General features: G+C 71.6%; 19 protein-coding genes and 1 pseudogene. 10 read left to right on the forward strand and 10 right to left on the reverse strand.

Features of this window, described 5'->3' with window-relative positions:
* Window positions 1-44: 44 nt before the first annotated feature.
* From pstB to ACTHMF_RS03710, 8 genes are all read right to left on the reverse strand, one after another.
* Window positions 45-824, reverse strand: coding sequence for a phosphate ABC transporter ATP-binding protein PstB (pstB, locus tag ACTHMF_RS03675; RefSeq protein WP_314149261.1), 780 nt, complete (start codon window positions 822-824; stop codon window positions 45-47).
* 44 nt (window positions 825-868) lie between these two features.
* Window positions 869-1,966, reverse strand: coding sequence for a phosphate ABC transporter permease PstA (pstA, locus tag ACTHMF_RS03680; RefSeq protein WP_314149260.1), 1,098 nt, complete (start codon window positions 1,964-1,966; stop codon window positions 869-871).
* Window positions 1,966-2,913 (reverse strand): phosphate ABC transporter permease subunit PstC, encoded by a 948-nt coding sequence (gene pstC, locus ACTHMF_RS03685; protein ID WP_314149259.1) that lies wholly within the window; start codon window positions 2,911-2,913, stop codon window positions 1,966-1,968. Before pstC ends, pstA begins: the two co-directional genes overlap by 1 nt.
* A gap of 92 nt (window positions 2,914-3,005) precedes the next feature.
* Window positions 3,006-4,100, reverse strand: coding sequence for a phosphate ABC transporter substrate-binding protein PstS (gene pstS, locus ACTHMF_RS03690; RefSeq protein ID WP_440316343.1), 1,095 nt, complete (start codon window positions 4,098-4,100; stop codon window positions 3,006-3,008).
* 167 nt (window positions 4,101-4,267) lie between these two features.
* Window positions 4,268-5,206 (reverse strand): NUDIX hydrolase, encoded by a 939-nt coding sequence (locus tag ACTHMF_RS03695; protein ID WP_440316344.1) that lies wholly within the window; start codon window positions 5,204-5,206, stop codon window positions 4,268-4,270.
* Window positions 5,203-7,413, reverse strand: coding sequence for an RNA degradosome polyphosphate kinase (locus ACTHMF_RS03700; RefSeq protein WP_314149256.1), 2,211 nt, complete (start codon window positions 7,411-7,413; stop codon window positions 5,203-5,205). Before ACTHMF_RS03700 ends, ACTHMF_RS03695 begins: the two co-directional genes overlap by 4 nt.
* Window positions 7,414-7,446: 33 nt before the next feature.
* Entirely contained in the window at window positions 7,447-8,343 is an 897-nt protein-coding gene (gene mshD / locus ACTHMF_RS03705; RefSeq protein ID WP_440316345.1) for a mycothiol synthase, read from the reverse strand.
* Window positions 8,312-9,004 carry a response regulator transcription factor gene (locus ACTHMF_RS03710; RefSeq protein WP_440316346.1) on the reverse strand — a complete coding sequence of 231 codons (693 nt, stop codon included), beginning with the start codon at window positions 9,002-9,004 and terminating at the stop codon, window positions 8,312-8,314. Before ACTHMF_RS03710 ends, mshD begins: the two co-directional genes overlap by 32 nt.
* 93 nt (window positions 9,005-9,097) lie before the next feature.
* On the opposite strand from ACTHMF_RS03710, the gene ACTHMF_RS03715 reads away from it, so the two are divergent.
* From ACTHMF_RS03715 to ACTHMF_RS03740, 6 genes are all read left to right on the forward strand, one after another.
* Window positions 9,098-9,505, forward strand: a complete 408-nt coding sequence (locus tag ACTHMF_RS03715; protein WP_440316347.1) for a hypothetical protein — start codon at window positions 9,098-9,100, stop codon at window positions 9,503-9,505.
* Between the two features lie 142 nt (window positions 9,506-9,647).
* On the forward strand, window positions 9,648-10,244 hold the full coding sequence (locus ACTHMF_RS03720; protein ID WP_440316348.1) for an FABP family protein: 597 nt from the start codon (window positions 9,648-9,650) through the stop codon (window positions 10,242-10,244).
* 4 nt (window positions 10,245-10,248) lie between these two features.
* Entirely contained in the window at window positions 10,249-11,361 is a 1,113-nt protein-coding gene (gene ygfZ / locus ACTHMF_RS03725) for a CAF17-like 4Fe-4S cluster assembly/insertion protein YgfZ (protein ID WP_440316349.1), read from the forward strand.
* A gap of 197 nt (window positions 11,362-11,558) precedes the next feature.
* The gene (locus ACTHMF_RS03730; protein WP_440316350.1) at window positions 11,559-12,413 is read left to right on the forward strand and encodes an ABC transporter ATP-binding protein; all 855 of its coding nucleotides are present in this window, start codon (window positions 11,559-11,561) and stop codon (window positions 12,411-12,413) included.
* Window positions 12,410-13,390: an ABC transporter substrate-binding protein gene (locus tag ACTHMF_RS03735; protein WP_440316351.1), complete on the forward strand. Its 981-nt coding sequence runs from the start codon at window positions 12,410-12,412 to the stop codon at window positions 13,388-13,390. Before ACTHMF_RS03730 ends, ACTHMF_RS03735 begins: the two co-directional genes overlap by 4 nt.
* On the forward strand, window positions 13,387-15,513 hold the full coding sequence (locus tag ACTHMF_RS03740) for an iron ABC transporter permease (protein WP_440316352.1): 2,127 nt from the start codon (window positions 13,387-13,389) through the stop codon (window positions 15,511-15,513). The genes ACTHMF_RS03735 and ACTHMF_RS03740 overlap by 4 nt, the downstream gene beginning before the upstream one ends.
* Before the next feature lie 18 nt (window positions 15,514-15,531).
* Here the strand turns inward: ACTHMF_RS03740 and ACTHMF_RS03745 are convergent, their stop codons facing one another.
* Window positions 15,532-16,380 (reverse strand): class I SAM-dependent methyltransferase, encoded by an 849-nt coding sequence (locus ACTHMF_RS03745; RefSeq protein WP_314148252.1) that lies wholly within the window; start codon window positions 16,378-16,380, stop codon window positions 15,532-15,534.
* A gap of 17 nt (window positions 16,381-16,397) precedes the next feature.
* Here ACTHMF_RS03745 and ACTHMF_RS03750 point away from each other — a divergent pair, with 17 nt between their 5' ends.
* Together ACTHMF_RS03750 and ACTHMF_RS03755 are read left to right on the forward strand one after the other, a co-directional pair.
* Entirely contained in the window at window positions 16,398-17,147 is a 750-nt protein-coding gene (locus ACTHMF_RS03750) for a phosphoglyceromutase (RefSeq protein WP_440316354.1), read from the forward strand.
* A gap of 56 nt (window positions 17,148-17,203) precedes the next feature.
* The gene (locus ACTHMF_RS03755; RefSeq protein WP_314148255.1) at window positions 17,204-17,608 is read left to right on the forward strand and encodes a 2'-5' RNA ligase family protein; all 405 of its coding nucleotides are present in this window, start codon (window positions 17,204-17,206) and stop codon (window positions 17,606-17,608) included.
* A gap of 90 nt (window positions 17,609-17,698) precedes the next feature.
* Here the strand turns inward: ACTHMF_RS03755 and phoU are convergent, their stop codons facing one another.
* Complete coding sequence (gene phoU, locus ACTHMF_RS03760; RefSeq protein ID WP_314148256.1) at window positions 17,699-18,358, reverse strand: phosphate signaling complex protein PhoU; 660 nt, start codon at window positions 18,356-18,358, stop codon at window positions 17,699-17,701.
* 195 nt (window positions 18,359-18,553) lie between these two features.
* Between phoU and ACTHMF_RS03765 the strand changes: the two genes are divergently transcribed.
* Both ACTHMF_RS03765 and ACTHMF_RS03770 read left to right on the forward strand, forming a co-directional pair.
* Window positions 18,554-19,705: a sensor histidine kinase gene (locus ACTHMF_RS03765; protein WP_440316355.1), complete on the forward strand. Its 1,152-nt coding sequence runs from the start codon at window positions 18,554-18,556 to the stop codon at window positions 19,703-19,705.
* Window positions 19,702-19,828 (forward strand): annotated as a pseudogene (locus ACTHMF_RS03770) (DNA-binding response regulator); the annotation flags it as partial. The gene ACTHMF_RS03765 and the pseudogene ACTHMF_RS03770, both read left to right, overlap by 4 nt.

A 19,828-nucleotide genomic window follows, 5' to 3' on the forward strand; every position in this document is an offset into this window, starting at 1 on the left:
GGGGGCGATCCCGCGGGCCTTCGCGCTGCCGGTTCCGGCGACGATCACCCGAAGCGGCCGGACACGTAGTCCTCGGTGGCCTGCACGCTCGGGTTCGAGAAGATCATGTTGGTGTCGTTGTACTCGATGAGCTTGCCCGGCTTGCCGGTGCCCGCGATGTTGAAGAACGCGGTGCGGTCGGAGACGCGCGAGGCCTGCTGCATGTTGTGGGTCACGATCACGATCGTGTAGTCGTTCTTGAGCTCCTCGATGAGGTCCTCGATCGCCAGGGTCGAGATCGGGTCGAGGGCCGAGCACGGCTCGTCCATCAGCAGCACGTCGGGGGAGACCGCGATCGCGCGGGCGATGCACAGACGCTGCTGCTGACCGCCGGAGAGGCCGGAGCCGGGGAGGTTCAGGCGGTCCTTGACCTCGTTCCACAGGTTCGCGCCCTGCAGCGACTTCTCGACCAGGTCGTCCGCGTCGCTCTTGGACATCCGGCGGTTGTTGAGCTTGACGCCGGCGAGCACGTTGTCGCGGATGCTCATGGTCGGGAACGGGTTCGGGCGCTGGAAGACCATGCCGACCTGACGGCGCACGAGCACCGGGTCGACGCCCTGGCCGTACAGGTTGTTCCCGTCGATCAGCACGTCGCCCTCCACGTACGCGCCGGGGATGACCTCGTGCATGCGGTTGAGCGTGCGGAGGAAGGTCGACTTGCCGCAGCCCGACGGGCCGATGAAGGCGGTGACCGTCCGGGGTTCGATGGTGAGCGACACGCCCTCGACGGCCAGGAACTTGCCGTAGTAGACGTTGAGGTCGTTGACTTCGATGCGCTTGGACACGTTTTTCCTTGTCTGCGATTCTCGGGAGAAGCTCGGGGCCCGGCTCAGCGGCCGTACTTGGGGGCGAAGGCCTTGGCGATGATGCGGCCGACCAGGTTCAGCAGCATCACGATGATGATCAGGGCGAGAGCGCCGGTCCACGCCCGGTCGATCGAGTCCTGCGCGTGCAGGCCGGCGGCCTGCGTGTACTGCGTGAACACGAACACGGGGAGGCTCATCATCCGGTCGTTGAACGGGTCGTAGTTCATGCTCGTGGTGAAACCGGCGACGATCAGCAGCGGCGCGGTTTCGCCGATGACGCGGGCGATGGCGAGCATGACGCCGGTCACGAGGCCGGCGAGCGAGGTGGGCAGGACCACCTTGAGCACGGTCAGCCACTTCGGGACGCCGAGCGCCAGCGACGCCTCGCGCAGCTCGTTCGGGACGATCCGCAGGATCTCCTCGCTGGATCGCACGACGACGGGGATCATCAGCACCGACAGCGCGACCGCGCCCATGAAGCCGTTGCGGATGGCCGGGCCGAAGATCAGAGCGAACAGCGCGTACGCGAACAGGCCGGCGACGATCGACGGGATGCCCGTCATCACGTCGACGAAGAAGGTGATGCCGCGCGCGAGCATCCCGCGCCCGTACTCCACCAGGTAGATGGAGGTGAGCAGGCCGATCGGCACGGAGATGACGGCGGTCAGGCCGGTGATGATCAAGGTGCCGACGATCGCGTGCAGCGCGCCGCCGCCTGCGCCGATGACGTTGCGCATCGACTCGCTGAAGAATTGGACGTCGAACCGGGCGAGACCCTGCGCCACGACGGTCCAGCCGAGCGAGATCAGCGGGAGCAGCGCGATGATGAACGCCGTGGCGACCAGCGAGGTGACCAGCCGGTCCTTCGCCTTGCGCGCGCCCTCGATCAGCAGCGATGTCGTGTAGATCGCGACGTCGAACAGCACGGTGCCGAAGAAGATGGCGCCGACGATGTTGAAGTCCTTGGTGGCGCCGCTGGCGGCGAGCATCGCGAAGACGGCGCCGAGGACGACCCAGGAGGCGACGAGCATGACCCACGGGGCCCAGCGCGGCAGCTTGCCCGCGGTGTACGAGTTGGCCAGCGCGCGGGGCGCGGCGGTTGCGGTCGTGGTGGCGGCCATCAGTTCGCTCCCGAGAAGGCCTTGCGGCGGCTGACGATGTAGCGGGCGAGCATGTTGATCAGAAGCGTGACCACGAACAGCACGAGGCCGGACGCGATGAGCGCGTTCACGCCGACGCCGGTGGCCTCGGGGAACTGCAGCGCGATGTTCGCGGCGATCGTGTTCGGGCTCTGGGCCTGCAGCACCGCCCACTTCACGATCAGCGCGGGGGAGAGCACCATGGCGATGGCCAGCGTCTCGCCGAGCGCACGGCCGAGGCCGAGCATGATCGCCGAGATGATGCCGGAGCGGGCGAACGGCAGAACGGCCATCCGCACCATCTCCCACTTGGTGGCGCCGAGGGCCAGCGCGGCCTCCTCGTGCAGGCGCGGGGTCTGCAGGAAGATCTCGCGGCAGATCGCCGTCATGATCGGGATGACCATCACGGCGAGCACGATGGCGGCGGTGAGGATGGTGCGGCCGGTGCCGGACACCGGCGGCGCGAAGAACGGGATCCAGCCGAAGTACTGGCCGAGCCAGACGTAGAAGGGCTGGACGAAGGAAGCGAGGGTCGCGATGCCCCACAGGCCGAAGACCACCGACGGCACGGCGGCGAGCAGGTCGATGATGTAGCCGAGCGTCTGGGCGACGCGGCGCGGGGCGTAGTGCGAGATGAAGAGGGCGATGCCGATGGACAGCGGCGTCGCGATGAGCAGCGCGATGAGGGCGGCCCAGATGGTGCCGAAGACGAGCGGCCACACCCACGACCAGAAGTTGCTGGCGTTGTTCGGCAGCTCGCCGGAGCCGGCGAAGAGGGCCGGGATGCTCTGGATGACGAGGAAGAGCGCCACCGCTGCGAGGGTGGCGAGGATCAGCGATCCGGCGACGACGGTGCTGGTGGAGAAGACGCGGTCGCCGAGGCGGACCTTCGCCTTCGGCCTGATGGCTCCTGCGGTTCCGGCGGTCATTCCTTGCTTTCTCTCATCGGGTGTCCCTGGGGGTGAGGGAGATGCACCGCTCGGCCTGGACCGGATGAGGGCCCAGGCCGAGCGGCAGGGTGTTACTTGATGCCGGCGACGGCCTTGCTGACCTTGTCGGCCAGGTCGCTGGAGAGCGGAGCCGAACCGGCCTGCTCGGCGGCGGCCTTCTGGGCGTCACCGGAGATGACGTAGTCGACGTAGCCCTTCACCAGGTCGGCCTTGGCGGAGTCCTTGTACTCCTGGCAGGCGATGACGTAGGAGACGAGGACCAGCGGCCACGCGCCCTTGGTGGTGTCCTTGCGGTCGATCTGGATGGCGAGGTCGTTGGTCTCGCGGCCCGAGGCGATCGGGGAGGCGGCGACCACGGCGGCAGCACCGTCGGCGCTGATCTTCTCGTAGTTGTCGCCGACCTTCAGCTGGGCGATGGAGAGACCGGCCGAGCCCGACTCGTCGATGTAGGTGATCGAGTTCTTCGCGTTCTTGGTGGCGTCCGCGACACCGGAGGTGCCCTTCGCCGCGTCACCGACCTGGAACGGGAAGGTCTGCGAGGCCGGCTTGGTCCACACGTCGGGGGCGTTCGCCGCGAGGTACTCGGTGAAGTTCTGCGTGGTGCCCGAGTCGTCGGAGCGGTGCACGACGGTGATCGGGGCCGACGGGAGCGTGGCGCCCGAGTTCTGGTCCTTGATCTTCGCGTCGTCCCAGGTGGTGATCTTGCCCGAGAAGATGCCCGCGATGGTGGCGGCGTCCAGCTTGAGGTCCTTCACGCCGTCGACGTTGTACGCGATGGCGATCGGGGAGATGTAGACCGGCAGGTCGATGCCCTTGCTGTTCGCGGCGCAGCCGGCGAAGGTGCCGGAGAGCTCCTCGGTCTTCAGCGCGGCGTCGGAGCCGGCGAAGTCGGCGGCACCCGAGATGAAGCTCTTGCGGCCGGCGCCGGAGCCCTGCGGGTCGTAGTTGATGGTGACCTTGGGGTTGGCCTGCTGGAAGCCCGCGGCCCAGACGGTCTGCGCGGCGCCCTGGGCGGACGAGCCGATGCCGTTGAGCGTGCCGGAGAGGTTGGACGCCTTCGCCGTGGTGGTCGCGGGGGAGCTTCCCTCGTTCGACGCACAGGCGGTGAGGGAGATGGCGGCCGCGGCGAGCAGAGCCACGGGAACGCCAAGACGCTTCAGATTCACAGTTGTCCCTTCCGGGGATCAGTAACAACAGGACGGGGTCGGTGCGACCCGCGTGTGACGCTATGCCCGGTGTCTGACCAGCGTCCCCCGCAGCGGTAAACGGAAGGTTAACGACGTGTGTTCAGTTGATGCGCGTGCATGGGACGGGCGCGCTGCGCGGGCTGGAATCAGCCGACGGCCGGCGCGTACGTCTCGATGGAGACGATGCCGCTCGATGGGTTCGTCGCCGACAGGTGCACGACGGAGAAGCCGCCGGTGTCGAGGTCGGCCGCGTCGTTCAGGTAGGCGCCGGGCATGGTGCCGGTGGCCAGGGCGATCTCGCGCAGGATCTCGGGGAGCACGGGGCCGTGGCTGCACAGCACGGCGGTCTTGCGGGAGCGGACGCGCTTGCCGATGACGGAGCGGACGTCGCCGCGGCCCTCTTCGTACGCATCCTGGCTGATCCCGGACTCGCGGCGCGGCTTGATGCCCGTCGCCGCGGCCAGCGGGGCGACCGTCGCGACGCAGCGCACGGCGTCGCTCGTGATGACCCGCCGGGGACGCCACGCGGCCAGCGTCTGCACGTCGGCCGCCGCCTGCTTCACGCCACGGTCCGTCAGCGGACGGGAGGCGTCGGGGCCGTCCCAGTCGCCGCGCGGCACCGCCTTGCCGTGGCGCAGGGCGATGAGCGCGAACGTGGACGTGATGCCCTGGCGCACCAGCGCCTCGAACGCGTCGAGGATCTCGACGTCCCGCTCGTAGGTCAGGTAGCCGCGCGCCTTCTTCAGGCTCACCCACTCGATCGCGGCGATCTCGGCGTTCGGGACGAACGTGGACTGCTCGATGGCGTGGTCGTCCACCTCGGCCGCCCAGTAGTGCACGATCTTCTCGCGGCCGGAGCTGAGCGGATACGCGGAGACGCCGAGCGGGACGCCGAGGGAGATGGCGAGGCCGGTCTCCTCGCGGATCTCGCGGACGGCGGTCGCCGGCAGCGTCTCGCCCGGGTCGACCTTGCCTTTGGGGATGGTCACATCGCCGTACTTGGTGCGGTGCACGACGAGCACGACGACCTTCTCGTCCACGACGCGCCAGCACAGAGCGCCCGCCGCGTAGATGGCGAGGCTCACCGCCTGCTTCCCGTGCGGGCGCTGCGCGGGCGGTGGCTGATCTGCTGCATGAGCTTATTCTGCAGGTCGGTCAGCGGCTTGCCGTTCTCGTCGAGGTGCTCGCGCGTCCAGACGCCGTCCTCTGCGAGCGACCACGCGGCCGTCCGCGGGTCGAAGGCGAGGTCGAAGAGCGCATCCAGCTCGGCCAGGTGGTCCGGGTCGGTGAGGCGCACCAGCGCCTCCACCCGGCGGTCCAGGTTGCGGTGCATCATGTCCGCGCTGCCGATGTAGACCTGCGGGTCGCCGTCGTTCACGAACGAGAACACCCGCGAGTGCTCGAGGTAGCGGCCGAGCACCGAGCGCACCCGGATGTTCTCCGACAGTCCCTCGCGTCCCGGCACCAGCCCGCAGATGCCGCGCACCCACAGGTCGATCGGCACTCCGGCCTGGCTGGCCCGGTAGAGCGCGTCGATGATCGCCTCGTCGACGATCGAGTTGAGCTTGATCCGGATGCCGGACGGCCGCCCGGCCGCCGCGTGCGCGGCCTCGGCGTCGATCCGCTTCAGCAGCCCCTTGCGCAGGTGCAGGGGAGCGACGAGCAGGCGCTTGAACTTCTTCTCGATCGCGTACCCGGAGAGCTCGTTGAACAGGCGGGTGAGGTCCTTGCCCACCTGGTCGTCCGCGGTCAGCAGCCCGAGGTCCTCGTAGATGCGCGAGGTCTTCGGGTTGTAGTTGCCGGTTCCGATGTGGCTGTAGTGCTTGAGGACGCCCTTCTCCTCGCGGATGACGAGCGCGAGCTTGCAGTGCGTCTTCAGGCCGACCAGGCCGTAGACGACGTGCACGCCCGCCTTCTCGAGCTTGCGGGCCCAGGAGATGTTGTTCTGCTCGTCGAAGCGCGCCTTGATCTCCACCAGCGCCAGCACCTGCTTGCCCGCCTCTGCGGCGTCGATCAGGGCCTCGACGATGGGGCTGTCGCCGGAGGTGCGGTAGAGCGTCTGCTTGATGGCGAGCACGTGCGGGTCCGCCGCCGCCTGCTCCAGGAAGGCCTGGACGCTGGTCGCGAACGACTCGTACGGGTGGTGCAGCAGGATGTCCTGGCGCGACACCGCGGCGAACACGTCCGGCTTCGCGTTCGGCTCGCTCGGCATCAGCTGGGGCGCGGTGGTCGGGACGTGGTTGGGGTAGTGCAGGTCCGGCCGGTCGATGCGGGCCAGGTCGAACAGGCCGCCGAGGTCGAGCGGCGCGGGCAGCCGGTACACCTCCTGCTCCGTCACATCCAGCTCGCGCACGAGCAGGCCCAGGGTCACGTCGTCCATGTCGTCGGTGACCTCGAGCCGGATGGGCGGGCCGAAGCGGCGGCGCAGCAGCTCGCGCTCGAGCGCCTGGATGAGGTTCTCGGTCTCGTCCTCGTCGACCTCGACGTCCTCGTTGCGGGTGACCCGGAAGACGTGGTGGTCGAGGATCTCCATGCCGGGGAAGAGGTCGCCGAGGTGGTTGGCGATCAGGTCCTCCAGCGTGATGAACCGCACCTGCCCGAGCGTCTCGCGCTGGTCGATCCGCACGAACCGCGGCAGCATCTGCGGCACCTTGAGGCGCGCGAACTGCTCCTTGCCGGTCCGCGAGTTGCGCACCCGCACCGAGAGGTTGAGCGAGAGCCCGGAGATGTAGGGGAACGGGTGCGCAGGGTCCACCGCGAGCGGCATCAGCACCGGGAAGATCTGCTGCGAGAACACCTCGCGCATCTGCGCCTTGTCCGCCTCGTCCAGCTGGTCGAAGCTCACCACCGAGATGCCCGCCTCGCGGAGCGCGGGAAGCACCAGCTCGCGGTAGGCGCGCGCGTGCCGCGCCTGCAGCTCGTGCGCCTTCTCGGAGATGTCCGCCAGCACGTCCTGCGGCGCGCGGCCGACGTTGGTCGGCACGGCGAGCCCGGTCGCGATGCGGCGCTTGAGGCCGGCGACGCGGACCATGAAGAACTCGTCGAGGTTGCTCGCGAAGATCGCGAGGAAGTTCGCCCGCTCCAGAACAGGGAGCAGCGGATCCTCCGCCAGCTCGAGCACGCGCTGGTTGAACGCGAGCCAGCTCAGCTCGCGGTCGAGATAGCGGTCCTCCGGCAGCGTCGGGTCCGGTTCGTAGATGAAGGGAGCGAAGTCGTCGTCGAAGTCGCTGCCCAGGCTCCCGCCGAGCCCGGTGTCCAGAAGGCCGTTCTCGAGTGTCGTCCGCTCATCCATGTCCCCCATCATCGCACCGGGGCGAGGCGTCGGTCACGGTCCGGGGTAAACGGGGGATGAACGGCGGTACTGCACATCTGTGGAGGAGACTCCGAAGCCCGCAGAACGGTACAGCCAGAGCGCCGCCTCGTTGTCCCCCTCCACGTACAGCGTCGCCGTCCCGAGGCCGCGCTCGCGCAGCCGCGCCAGCCCCGCCATCAGCAGCACCCGGCCGAGGCCGCGCCCGGAGAACGCCGGATCGACGCCGAGGACGTAGACCTCGCCCGTCCGAGCCCCCTCCGCCTTCAGCCAGTCGTAGCCGACCATGCGGCCGTCCGGGTCGCGCAGCACCAGGAAGTCGTCCGCGTCGAACCACGGCTCCGCCATCCGCTCGTGCAGGTCGGCGGCGGTCATCGCGCCCTGCTCGGGATGCGACGCGAACGTGCGCTGGTTGAGCGCGACCCACTCGGCGTCGTCGCGCCCCGGCCGGAACCGGTCCAGCGAGAACCCGTGCGGCGGCGCGGCCCGTCCGGTCGCGCCGTCCAGGGTCATCGCCATCCCGAGCAGCGTGCGCGCGGCGGTGAACCCGAAGCGCGACGCGAGCCGGCGGGCGCCGGGATGGTCGCCGTGCGACCACGCGGTGAGCGGCCCCCGCGGCACCTCCTCCAGCAGCGCGGACAGCGCCTGCCTGCCGACCCCGCGACGCCGCGCGGCCGGGGCGACGACCAGGTCGAGAGCGCCGGCACCGAGCGCGGCGGCGGCGCAGGTCCCGCCCGTCGTGTCGTGCGCGATCCACGGCGTCCGCCTGCCGGAGATCAGGTCCAGCCGGGTCTGCTCGTCGAACGCGTCGGCGCCGTCCGCCTCCGCCGCCGCGGCTGCGAGGGCGAAGAACGCGTCCCGTTCGGCGGGAACCGCCAGGTCAGGGACCGACAGGCGAAGGGAGGCGGTCATTCTCCTCCTCGTACACGTTGAACCGGTAGCCGACGTTGCGCACGGTGCCGATCAGCGACTCCAGGTCGCCGAGCTTGGCGCGCAGCCGCCGCACGTGCACATCGACCGTGCGGGTGCCGCCGAAGTAGTCGTAGCCCCACACCTCGCTCAGCAGCTGCTCGCGCGTGAAGACGCGGGACGGGTGTGTGGCGAAGAAGCGCAGCAGCTCGAACTCCTTGAAGGTGAGGTCGAGCGCGCGGCCGTGCGCCTTCGCCGAGTCGCTGGCCTCGTCGATGGTGATGCCGGAGGCCTGGATCTTGGTCTGCGAGTGCTCCTGGCTCTGCCGGCCGATGGCGAGCCGGATGCGCGCATCCACCTCGGCGGGGCCAGCGCTGTCGAGTAGGACGTCGCTCGCTCCCCAGTCCGCGCTGACCGCGGTGAGACCGCCCTCGGTGAGCACGAGGACGAGGGGGACCGTGATCCCGGTCGTCGTCAGGATCTTGCACAGCGACTTGGCGCTCGCCAGGTCGCGTCGGGCGTCCACGAAGATCAGGTCGCAGCTCGGCGCGTTCACGAGCGAGGCCGGTTCGGCCGGGATCTGACGGGTGCGGTGACTGAGCAGGGCGAGCGACGGGAGGACCTCGGTCTCGGGCGCGGAGGTGAGGATCAGAAGCTGCGCCACCCAGTTCCTCCTCTCTCCGTTTGTGCCGCAATGCTACCGGAAATGCGTGCACTGCCCGTCCCCGCGACCTCGGGGCCGGGGCAGAATGGGGGTATGAGCGAGAACACCCCGGCCACCGGACCGGGCGCACCGGGCGACGACGGAGCCGTCCCCGGCGTGCCGGCGGCAGCGTCCGCCGACCCGGGGCCGCTCGGTCCCGCCGCCGCTGCCGCGCCCCCCGCCGCGCCGCTCCCGCGCGCCGCCGTGTACGGCAGCGTCGGCGCCGTGTGGGCGATCGCACTCGTGCTCGGCGTGCTGATCGGCGCGCTCTCGCTGCCGTCGCACTACGCGTCCTGGCTGTCGCTCGCGCTCGGCGTCTGCGTGATCGCCTCCTTCGGCGCGCAGCTCGCGACGCAGCAGAAGGACGGCTTCGTGAACCGCCTCGCGGCGACGCTCACCGGCAGTCTCGTCATCCTGGGCCTGATCGGCGCCATCCTCGGCCTCACAACGCTCGGACGCTGACTAGACTGGGAGCATGCTCGTCGCTCTCGAACTCTTCTTCATCGGCCTGCTCGGCCTTGCCACCCTCGCGATCCTGGGCGTCTCCGGAGTCGTCGTCTACAACCTCTTCCGCGGGCAGCGCTGATCGCGTAGACCGTAGAGCATGATCGAGATCCCCACCGACCTCCCCGCGGAGCTCGTTCCGCTGTCCTGGCTCATCGGCGTCTGGGAGGGCACGGGCGTGCTCGACTACGCGATCGGCGAGGAGCACACCGAGCGCGAGTTCGGGCAGCGGATCAGCTTCAGCCACGACGGCCAGCCCTACCTCAACTACACCGCGACCTCGTGGCTCCTGGACGAGGAGCGCACCCCGCTCGCCGCGGAGACCGGCTACTGGCGGCTCAGCCGCAAGCTGATCGAGGGCGACTCCGGACCGGCGATGCTGCCGGGCGAGGGTCCGCGGCCGTTCGGGACGGCGCAGTCCGTCGAGACGCTGCGCGCGTCGCACGGCGGCTTCGACATCGACGTCTCGATCATCCACCCCGACGGCGTCAGCGAGCTCTACATCGGCCGCGTGAACGGGCCGCGCATCGACCTGGCAACGGACGCCGTCGTCCGCACCGCCGGTGCCAAGGAGTACACGGCGGCGACCCGGCTCTACGGGCTCGTCGAGAACCACCTGCTGTGGGCGTGGGACATCGCGGCCCTCGGCCAGGACCTGCGCACGCACGCGTCGGCCCGCCTCGCCAAGGTGGACTGAACCGATGTCCGGCTCACCGTTCCTCCGGCTGCCCGGCGCGGTCGACACGACGGGATCGGGCGTGCCAGCGCACTACGGCAGCCCGCTCGCCGAGCAGCGCGCCCTCGTCGAGGGCGGCGCGATCGTCGACCTGTCCGACCGCTCCGTGCTCACCGTCACCGGCCCGGACCGGCTGAGCTGGCTGAACTCGCTGACCAGCCAGGCGCTCACCGGCCTGGCGCCGGGGGAGTCGAGCGAGACCCTGCTGCTGGATGTCACCGGCCGCGTCGAGCACGCCGCCCGCGTCGTCGACGACGGCGAGACCACCTGGCTGCTGGTCGACCGCCCGGAGGCGGACGGCCTGCGCTCCTGGCTCGACTCGATGCGGTTCATGCTGCGCGTGGAGGTCGCGGACCGCACGGACGACCTCGCCACCATCGGCACGCTCGGCGATCCGCCGCTTCCGATCGCGGCGCCGAACGGCGTCCCGCTGATCTGGCACGACCCGTGGCACGCGGTCACCGCGGGCGGGCACCAGTACGCGCGCGGCAAGCATCCCGGCGCGGACTGGAGCTGGAGCGAGCGGCTGGTGCCGCGGGACGCGCTGCCGTCGATCGTCGCGCGCGTCGAGTCTGGCGAGCTGGCGGTCGCGGGGACCCTGGCGGCGGACGCGCTGCGGATCGCCGCGTGGCGGCCACGGTTCTCCACCGAGGTGGACGAGCGCACCATCCCGCATGAGCTGGACTGGCTGCGCACGGCGGTGCACCTGAGCAAGGGTTGCTACCGCGGGCAGGAGACGGTCGCCAAGGTGCACAACCTGGGGCACCCTCCGCGCCGGCTCGTGATGCTGCACCTGGACGGTTCGGAGGGCGTGCATCCCGAGCGCGGGGCCGTCGTGTCGCTGGACGGCCGCGAGGTCGGCACCGTGACGTCGACCGCTCTGCACTACGAGCTGGGGCCGATCGCGCTCGCCGTGGTCAAGCGCGGCACCGACCCGGCGGCGACGCTGACCGTGGAGGCGGACGGCACGGCCGTCGCTGCCGCGCAGGAGGTCGTCGTGCCCCCGGAGGCCGGCGCCGAGGCCGCCGTGCCCCGCCTGCCGCGCCTCGGCGCGGTCACCCGCACCCCGCGCGGCTGACGCGCGGGCGCCCCGCTTGCCCTTCGGCGAGCGGCACGTGTGCGTCCCCTCTCGTGGACGCGATGGGCTGTCGACGTGCGCCTTCGGCAGACCGCGAGGCGCGTGCGAAAGGCGCGCTGAACCGCTGGGCCAGCGGGATGGCAGACCCAGCGAAGGTGGCTGGTGAAGCGTGTTAGGTAATGCTAACCTAACCAACCGTGTCCGCCTCCACCGCGCCATCGCCCCGCCTGCCGTCCGGCCTGCTCGCCCGCGACGTCACGGTGGCCTACGACGGCGCCGACGTCGTCCACTCGGCCGCGCTCGACCTGCCGCCCGGACGCGTCACCTCGCTCATCGGTCCGAACGGCAGCGGCAAGTCGACGCTGCTGCGGGCGATCGCCCGGCTGAAGCAGCCCCGCACCGCTGATATCGTCCTCGAGCAGCCCGGCGGCGACCCGGAGGACGCCCTCGCGCTGTCCCGGCCGGCGTTCGCGCGCCTGGTCACCATGCTCGCGCAGAGCAGGCCGACCCCGGCCGGTCTGAGCGTCCGCGAGGTCGTCGGCTTCGGCAGGCACCCGCACCGGCGGCGCTTCGGCGGGTCCGACCCGCACGGCAGGGAGGCGGTGGAGCGCGCCCTCGCGCTCACGGGCGTCTCCGGTTTCGCCGACCGCGGCGTCGAGGCGCTCTCCGGCGGTCAGCTGCAGCGCGTCTGGCTGGCCTGCTGCCTCGCGCAGGACACCGACGTCCTGCTGCTGGACGAGCCGACCACCTACCTCGACCTGCGCTACCAGGTGGAGATCCTCGACCTCGTCCGCGAGCTCGCCGACGACCACGGCGTGACCGTCGGGATGGTGCTGCACGACCTCGACCAGGCGGCTGCGGTCTCCGATCGCGTCGTGCTGCTCTCCGCCGGCCGGGTCGTCGCCGCCGGCCACGCGGCGGAGGTCTACGACCCGGAGCTGCTGACCGAGGTCTACGGCATCCGCATCCACGTCGAGCCCGACGCCCTCAGCGGCGCGCCGCGCACCCGCGCGGTGGGCCGGCACACCCTCCGAACCGAAAGGACCCCATGACCCTCCGTCGCCTCCTGCCCATCGCCGCCGTCGCGGCCGCCGCCGCCCTCGTCCTCACCGGCTGCGGCACCACCGAGGCCGCATCCGGCGAGGGCGCGACCGGATCCTCGCTCACCGTCACGGACGCGCGCGGCGAGAAGGTGAAGCTGGACGGTCCGGCGTCGCGCGTCGTCGGCACCGAGTGGAACGTCGTGGAGACCCTGGTCAGCCTCGGCGTCGACCCGGTCGGCGCGGCGGACGTGAAGGGCTACACCGCGTGGGACACCGCAGCGAAGCTCCCGGACGGCGTGACCGACATCGGAACGCGCGGCGAGCCGAGCGTCGACACCGTCGCCGCGCTGAAGCCGGACCTCGTCGTCGCCACCACCGACCTCTCGGAGTCGGCGATCGGCCAGCTGGAGAAGGTCGCCCCGGTCATCGTGGTGCGGTCGGCGGACGCGAGCAGGCAGATCGACCAGATGATCGACAACGTGAACCTCATCGCGGAGGCGACCGGCACCCAGGAGCGCGCGAAGACCGAGATCGCCTCGTTCCGGAAGACCGTGGCCGACGCGAAGAAGACGCTCGCCGACGCCGGTCTCGCGGGCCGTCCCGTCGCGTTCGCGGACGGCTGGGTGCAGGGCGGGCAGGTCTCGGTGCGGCCGTACGTCGCCGGTTCGCTGCTCGCCGACGTGAACACCGAGCTGGGGCTGATGGCCCCGTGGACGCTGAAGGGCGACGAGGCGTACGGCCTCGGCTCGACCGACGTGGAGGGGCTGACGGCGCTCGGTGAGAATGTCGTCTTCCTCTACATCACGAACACCGCCGACGGCACCGACCCGTTCGCGGACGGGCTGAAGGACAACGCGGTCTGGACGTCGCTCCCGTTCGTCGCGGCCGGTGACGTCCACCGTCTCCCCGACGGGATCTGGATGTTCGGCGGCACGGCGTCGATGAAGCAGTACGTCGCCGCCGTGGTCGACGCGCTCACGGCGTGAGCGACACCCGGGTGCGCGAGGCCGGCGTGCGCGACGCCGGGGCCACCCGCGACGCCGCGCCCGTCCCCGTCGTCGGGCCCGCCAGCGCCCGTCCGCGTGCCGGCCGGCTCGCCCTGCTCGCCGGGGCGGCGGCCGTCGCGCTCGCGCTGCTCGCGGTCGTCCACCTCGGCCAGGGCACGGCCGCACTCGCGCCCGACGCGCTCTGGCGGGCCGTCACCGGCGCGGGATCGACGCAGGCGGACGCCGTGCTGGTCGCCTTGCGGCTCCCTCGGCTCCTCGCCGGGCTCCTGGTCGGCGCGGCGCTGGGGGCGTCCGGCGCCGCGCTGCAGTCGGTGTCCCGCAACCCGCTCGCCTCGCCCGATACCCTCGCGGTGAACGCGGGAGCCTACCTGGCGGTCGTCGCGGTCGCCGCGTTCGGCGTCGTCCTGCCGTCGCTGCCCGCCGGCGCGACCGCGTTCGCGGGCGGCCTCATCGCGGCCGGGGTGGTGCTCGGGCTGTCGCGTGCGGGCGCCGGCCCGGTGCGCCTGGTGCTCGCCGGCTCCGCGCTGACGCTGGCCCTCAGCGGGATCAGCGGGATGCTGCTCCTGCTGCGCACGCAGGAGACGACCGGGCTCTTCGCCTGGGGCAACGGCTCGCTCGCCCAGACCGGGCTCGGCCCCGTGCTCCAGCTCGCACCGGTCGCCGTGCTCGCGTTCGCCGGGCTCCTGGTCGTCGGCCGCCGGCTGGACATCCTCGGGCTCGGCGACGAGGGCGCGGCATCGGTCGGCATCGATCCGCGCTCCACGCGCGCGCTGACGGTGATCCTCGCCGTCGCGCTCGCCGCGGTCGCCGTGACCGTCGCCGGTCCGGTCGGCTTCGTGGGCCTGTGCGCCCCGCAGATCGTCCGGCTCCTGGGATCGCGCGTGCCGGGACTGATGCGGCACCGCGCGTTCCTGCCGGCATCGGCGGTGGCCGGTGTGCTCGTCGTGCTGGGCGCCGACGTCCTGCTGCGCGCGCTGTTCGGCGCTCAGGCGGGGGTGGCGGTGCCGACCGGGATCGTCACGACGGTGTTCGGCGCCGGCGTGCTCGTGTACCTGGCGTACCGGTCGCGGGACACCGGCACCGGCTCTCCCGGCACCGCGTTCGTCCGGCTGCGCAGCAGACGGGCGTTCGTGATCGCGGTCGTCGTCGCCGCCGCGGCTCTCGTCGCCGCGGTGCTCGCCGCCGTGCTCCTCGGGGATGCGCGCCTGCTGCTCGGCGACGTCGCCAACTGGCTGACTGGCCGCGCGGGACGCGTCGTCACGTTCGTCCTCGACACCCGGCTGCCGCGCGTGACCGCCGCCCTGCTCGCGGGTGCGGCCCTGGCGATCGCGGGGACGATCGTGCAGGCGGTCTCGCGGAACCCGCTCGCCGAGCCGGGCATCCTCGGCGTGGTCGGCGGGGCAGGCGTCGGAGCGGTCGTGGTGATCACGGCGATCCCGCTCGCGAGCTTCTGGCTGGTGGGCGCCGCGGCGCTCGTGGGGGCCGCGGCCGCGGCGGCGCTCGTCTTCGGGCTGGCGGCGCGCGGCGGGCTGGAGCAGAACCGGCTCGTCCTCATCGGCATCGGCGTCTCCTCCGGCACGACCGCCGCGACCAGCCTGCTGATCGTGCTGACGGACCCGTTCAACGGGGCGAAGGCGCTGGTGTGGCTGTCCGGGTCCACCTACGGCAGGACGTTCGAGCAGGTGCTCCCCGGGCTCGTCGTCCTGGTGCTCGCCGTCCCGCTGCTCGCGCTCTCGACGCGGGAGCTGGACCTCGTCGGTCTGGACGCGGACACCCCGCGCCTGCTCGGGGTCAGGCTCGGCCGCGCCCGGCTGGGGCTGCTCGCGATCGCCGTGACGCTCACGGCCGCCGCCGTCGCGGCCGTCGGGGTGATCGGCTTCGTGGGCCTGGTCGCCCCGCACGCCGCCCGCTCGCTGGTGGGGCAGGGCTCGGCGCGGGTGCTCCCGGTGGCGGCGCTGCTCGGCGCTGTCCTCGTGAGCGTCGCGGACACCATCGGCCGCACCCTCATCGCGCCGGCGCAGCTCCCGGTCGGCCTGGTCACCGCGGTGATCGGCGCCCCCTACTTCCTCTGGCTCCTCTGGCGCTCCCGCGCCGAAGCGTAAACCCCTTCGGCGCCGGGGTCAGGCGGGGGCTACGGCGGGCCAGGCGACCGTGAGCTCGCCGAGCCGCCAGCGGGTGCGGCCGTCCGCGACCGGCCAGCCGGCGTCGCGCATCCCCTGCACCGCGGCGATCCAGCGCTGCCGCGGCCCGTAGGGGGCGAGCGGCGCGTTCACCCGCCAGGCCCGGTCCAGCTCCTGCAGGAACGCGTGCACGCGCTCGCCGGGGACGTTGCGGTGGATGAGCGCCTTCGGCAGCCGCTCCGCGACGATCGACGGCGCCTCCAGGTCGGTCAGCCGCAGCGAGACCGTGAGCGTCCGCGGCCCCTCCGCGCCGACCGCGACCCAGCTCGCCACCCGGCCGATCTCGTCGCATGTGCCCTCGACCAGGAGCCCGTCCGGCTGCAGCCGCGCGCGCATCCGGTCCCAGGCCGCGGCGACCTCGCCCTCGTCGTACTGCCGGAGCACGTTGAACGCGCGGATGACCGCCGCCAGCCGGCCGTCCGGCAGCGGCACCTCGAAGCCGCCGACCGCGAAGCCGATGCGGGCGGCGGGGTCGAAGCCGGTGCCGCCCGCGCGCACCTCGCGCAGCTGCTCCTCGGCGAAGCGCACCCGGCCCGGCTCGATCTCCAGGCCAAGGACCTCGACATCCTGCCGCGTCCTCGCCAGCCGCTGGTGCAGCTCGAACGCGGTCACCCCGCTCGCGCCGTAGCCGAGGTCGACCACCAGCGGATCGGCCGTGCGGCGCAGCACCGGCTGCGCGGCGATCCAGCGGTCCACCCTGCGCAGCCGGTTGGTGTTGGTCGTGCCGCGGGTGACAGCGCCGACCGCACCGCCATGCGGCGTCACGGCGCTGATCGCTCTCGAGGGCATGTGACAAGATTATTTCCATGTCCGCCCCCTACACCTTGATCCTCCTCCGCCACGGCAACAGCGAGTGGAACCAGAAGAACCTGTTCACCGGCTGGGTCGACGTCCGGCTCAGCGAGCAGGGCGTCGCCGAGGCGAAGCGCGCCGGCGAGCTGCTGGCGGAGTCCGGTCTCACGCCCGACATCCTCTACACGTCCGTCCTGACCCGCGCCATCCAGACCGCGAACTACGCGCTGGACGTCGCCGACCGGCTGTGGATCCCCGTCGAGCGGTCCTGGCGCCTCAACGAGCGCCACTACGGCGCGCTGCAGGGCCTGGACAAGGCGGACACCCTCGAGAAGTACGGCCCGGAGCAGTTCCAGCTCTGGCGCCGCTCGTTCGACGTCCCGCCGCCGCCGCTGCCCGACGACAGCCAGTGGTCGCAGGCGCACGACCCGCGCTACGCCGGCCTCGGCGACGACCTGCCGCGCACCGAGTGCCTCAAGGACGTCATCGCCCGGATGCTGCCCTACTGGGAGTCGGACATCACGACCAGCCTCGCCGGGGGCAAGACCGTGCTGGTGACCGCGCACGGCAACTCGCTGCGCGCGCTCGTGAAGCACCTCGACGGCATCTCGGACGAGGACATCGCCGAGCTCAACATCCCCACCGGCATCCCGCTGGTCTACCGGCTGGACGAGTCGTTCCGGCCGATCGAGCCGGCCGCCTACCTGGACCCGGAGGCTGCCGCCGCCGGCGCCGCCGCGGTCGCCGCCCAGGGCAAGAAGTAGTCACGGGCCCCACCACCTTCGTCGGCGTCGCGTTCCTGAAGGGACGCGGCGACGACGTGTTTTCCGGCGGCGACTGGCCGCTGCACGTGACCATCGTGCCGCCGTTCGAGACCGAGCTCGACGCGCCGGCGGTGGCCGCGCTGCTCCCGCGGTCGCCGGCGGTGCGCGTCGTCGCGGGGGAGCGGGCGGCCTTCGGGCGGCACCGGGACATCCCGGTGACGCTGCTGCACCCCTCGCCGGCTCTGCTCGCCCTGCACCGGGATGCGGTGCGCGCGCTCGAGGCGGCCGGGGCGCGCATCCACGACCGGCACCACATCCTGGACGGCTACCGCCCGCACGCCACACGGCAACGCCGCGCCGCGCTGGACCCTGGCGACCACGACACGCTCACCGAGCTCGCCCTCGTGGAGCGCGCCCCGCGCTCCCAGCGCGTCGTCGCCGCCCGCATCCCCCTCGCCTAGCACCCGTCGAGTACGCAGAAAATCGACCAAAAACCGCCGAGTACGCGGATTATTCGCGTACTCGGCGGTTGGGGTCGAGAGCGGGGCGGGTCAGGGGGTGGCGAGTTCGGGGGCCCAGTCGCCGGTGGCGAGGTACTGGACCTTCTTGGCGATCGAGACCGCGTGGTCGGCGAAGCGCTCGTGGTAGCGGGAGGCGAGCGTCGCGTCCACGGTGTCCACGGCCTGGCCCTTCCAGGTCTCGCCGAGCACCTTGTCGAACACGCTGGCGTGCAGCTCGTCGATGTCGTCGTCGTCGTTGCGGATCTCGTCGGCGAGGCGGATGTCCTGCGTGCGCAGCAGCTCCGCGAGCTTCTGCGCGATCGCCACGTCCAGCCTGCCCATCTCGGCGAAGGTGGCGCGCAGCGACTTCGGCACCACCTTGTCCGGGAAGCGGTAGCGGGCGAGCTGGGCGATGTGCTCCGCCATGTCGCCCATCCGCTCCAGCGACGCGCTGATCCGCAGCGCGCTGACCACGATGCGCAGGTCGCGCGCGACCGGCTGCTGGCGGGCGAGGATCTGGATGGAGAGCTCGTCCAGCAGCACCGTCAGCTCGTCGATCTTGTGGTCGTTGGCGATCACGTCCTCGGCGAGCGAGACGTCCGACTCGGTGAACGCGGCCGTCGCGTTCTCGATGGAGCGGACGACCAGCTCGGCGATCTCGACCAGCCGGTCCTGGACTTCGGCAAGCTCCTGCTGGAAAACTTCGCGCATGGGGTATGGGGTCCTTCCTGGGCGTACGCGCACGCACGCGGGATACGGGTCTGCTGACTCCGTGAAGTATGGTCGTCGCGCCAGGTTAACGGTTGGTGCCGTACGCCTGAACACTGTCTAACGTACCCGCGAAAACACGCGGCGGCGGGCGGGGTCCGTCGTTTCTGCCGGTAACGCGTCCCCTACGCTTGCAGCATGGACTCCGCCTGGTTGGTGCTGCTCTCGCTGGGCCTCGGGCTCGCCGTCGGCGCCGGTTTCGTGTGGATCCTGCACATCGCCGCGCGGCGCGGCGATCACGCCGCCCAGGTGGTCAGCCCGAGCGTCCCCGACGGGGTGGATCAGGTGCTCGACGCGATGGAGTCGGCCGGCGTCGTCCTCGACCCGTCGAACAACGTGATCAAGGCGTCGCCGGGCGCGCACGCGATCGGCCTGGTCTGGAACGGCGCGCTCGTGCACCCGCACCTGGTCGACATCGTGGACAGGGTCCGCCGCACCGGCGAGCCGGCGACCGAGGAGTGCGAGCTGGCGCGCGGCCCCTTCGGCGACGCGAACATCCACCTCAGCGTGCGGGTGGCGCGCCTGGGCTCGCGCTACATCCTGCTGCTCGCGGAGGACCGCACGGAGTCGTTCCGTCTCGAGTCGGTGCGCCGCGACTTCGTCGCCAACATCAGCCACGAGCTGAAGACCCCGATCGGCGCGGTCTCGCTGCTCGCCGAAGCGCTCGACGACGCGTCGGACGACCCGGAGCAGGTGCGCCGGTTCGCGCTGCGGCTCAGCGAGGAGGCGTCGCGGCTCGCGCGCATCACGCAGGACATCATCGAGCTCAGCCGGCTGCAGGCCGCCGACGCCCTCGGCGACGCCGAGCAGCTCTCCGCCAGGAACGTGGTCAAGTCGGCGATCGACCAGAACCGCGTCGCGGCGGAGTCGCGGAACATCGAGATCGCGATGCGCGGCGAGAAGGACGCGCTCGTGATCGGCAACGAAGCGCTGCTGGTGACCGCGGTGCACAACCTCATCTCGAACGCCATCCAGTACTCGCCGGACGACTCCCGCATCGGAATCGGCGTGCGCACGGTGGACGGCGTCGTCGAGATCGCGGTCACCGACCAGGGCGAGGGCATCCCCGAGGAGGACCTCGACCGGGTGTTCGAGCGCTTCTTCCGCGTCGACCAGGCACGCTCCCGCAATACCGGGGGCACCGGCCTCGGCCTCTCGATCGTCAAGCACGCGGTGCAGAACCACGGCGGCGAGGTGCGCGTCTGGTCGCAGCCCGGCCGCGGCTCCACCTTCACCATCCGGCTGCCAGAGGCATCCACGATCCGTCCCCCGATAGGAGAGAACCAGTGACAAGCATCCTGCTCGTCGAGGATGAGGCCGCGCTCAGCGAGCCGCTCGCCTACCTGCTCAAGCGCGAGGGCTACGAGGTCGAGGTGGCGGAGGACGGCCCGACCGCGCTCGCCGCGTTCGACC

Origin of the sequence: Leifsonia sp. (genome assembly GCF_051955155.1) — a bacterium.
Lineage (GTDB): Bacteria > Actinomycetota > Actinomycetes > Actinomycetales > Microbacteriaceae > Leifsonia.

Bases quoted from the DNA above. Each gene is read 5' to 3' on its own strand.
- pstA (WP_314149260.1), bottom strand. From the start codon at position 1,966: ATGGCCGCCACCACGACCGCAACCGCCGCGCCCCGCGCGCTGGCCAAC.
- pstC (WP_314149259.1), bottom strand. From the start codon at position 2,913: ATGACCGCCGGAACCGCAGGAGCCATCAGGCCGAAGGCGAAGGTCCGC.
- ACTHMF_RS03700 (WP_314149256.1), bottom strand. From the start codon at position 7,413: ATGGATGAGCGGACGACACTCGAGAACGGCCTTCTGGACACCGGGCTC.
- mshD (WP_440316345.1), bottom strand. From the start codon at position 8,343: ATGACCGCCTCCCTTCGCCTGTCGGTCCCTGACCTGGCGGTTCCCGCC.
- ACTHMF_RS03715 (WP_440316347.1), top strand. From the start codon at position 9,098: ATGAGCGAGAACACCCCGGCCACCGGACCGGGCGCACCGGGCGACGAC.
- ACTHMF_RS03720 (WP_440316348.1), top strand. From the start codon at position 9,648: ATGATCGAGATCCCCACCGACCTCCCCGCGGAGCTCGTTCCGCTGTCC.
- ygfZ (WP_440316349.1), top strand. From the start codon at position 10,249: ATGTCCGGCTCACCGTTCCTCCGGCTGCCCGGCGCGGTCGACACGACG.
- ACTHMF_RS03735 (WP_440316351.1), top strand. From the start codon at position 12,410: ATGACCCTCCGTCGCCTCCTGCCCATCGCCGCCGTCGCGGCCGCCGCC.
- ACTHMF_RS03745 (WP_314148252.1), bottom strand. From the start codon at position 16,380: ATGCCCTCGAGAGCGATCAGCGCCGTGACGCCGCATGGCGGTGCGGTC.
- ACTHMF_RS03750 (WP_440316354.1), top strand. From the start codon at position 16,398: ATGTCCGCCCCCTACACCTTGATCCTCCTCCGCCACGGCAACAGCGAG.
- phoU (WP_314148256.1), bottom strand. From the start codon at position 18,358: ATGCGCGAAGTTTTCCAGCAGGAGCTTGCCGAAGTCCAGGACCGGCTG.
- ACTHMF_RS03765 (WP_440316355.1), top strand. From the start codon at position 18,554: ATGGACTCCGCCTGGTTGGTGCTGCTCTCGCTGGGCCTCGGGCTCGCC.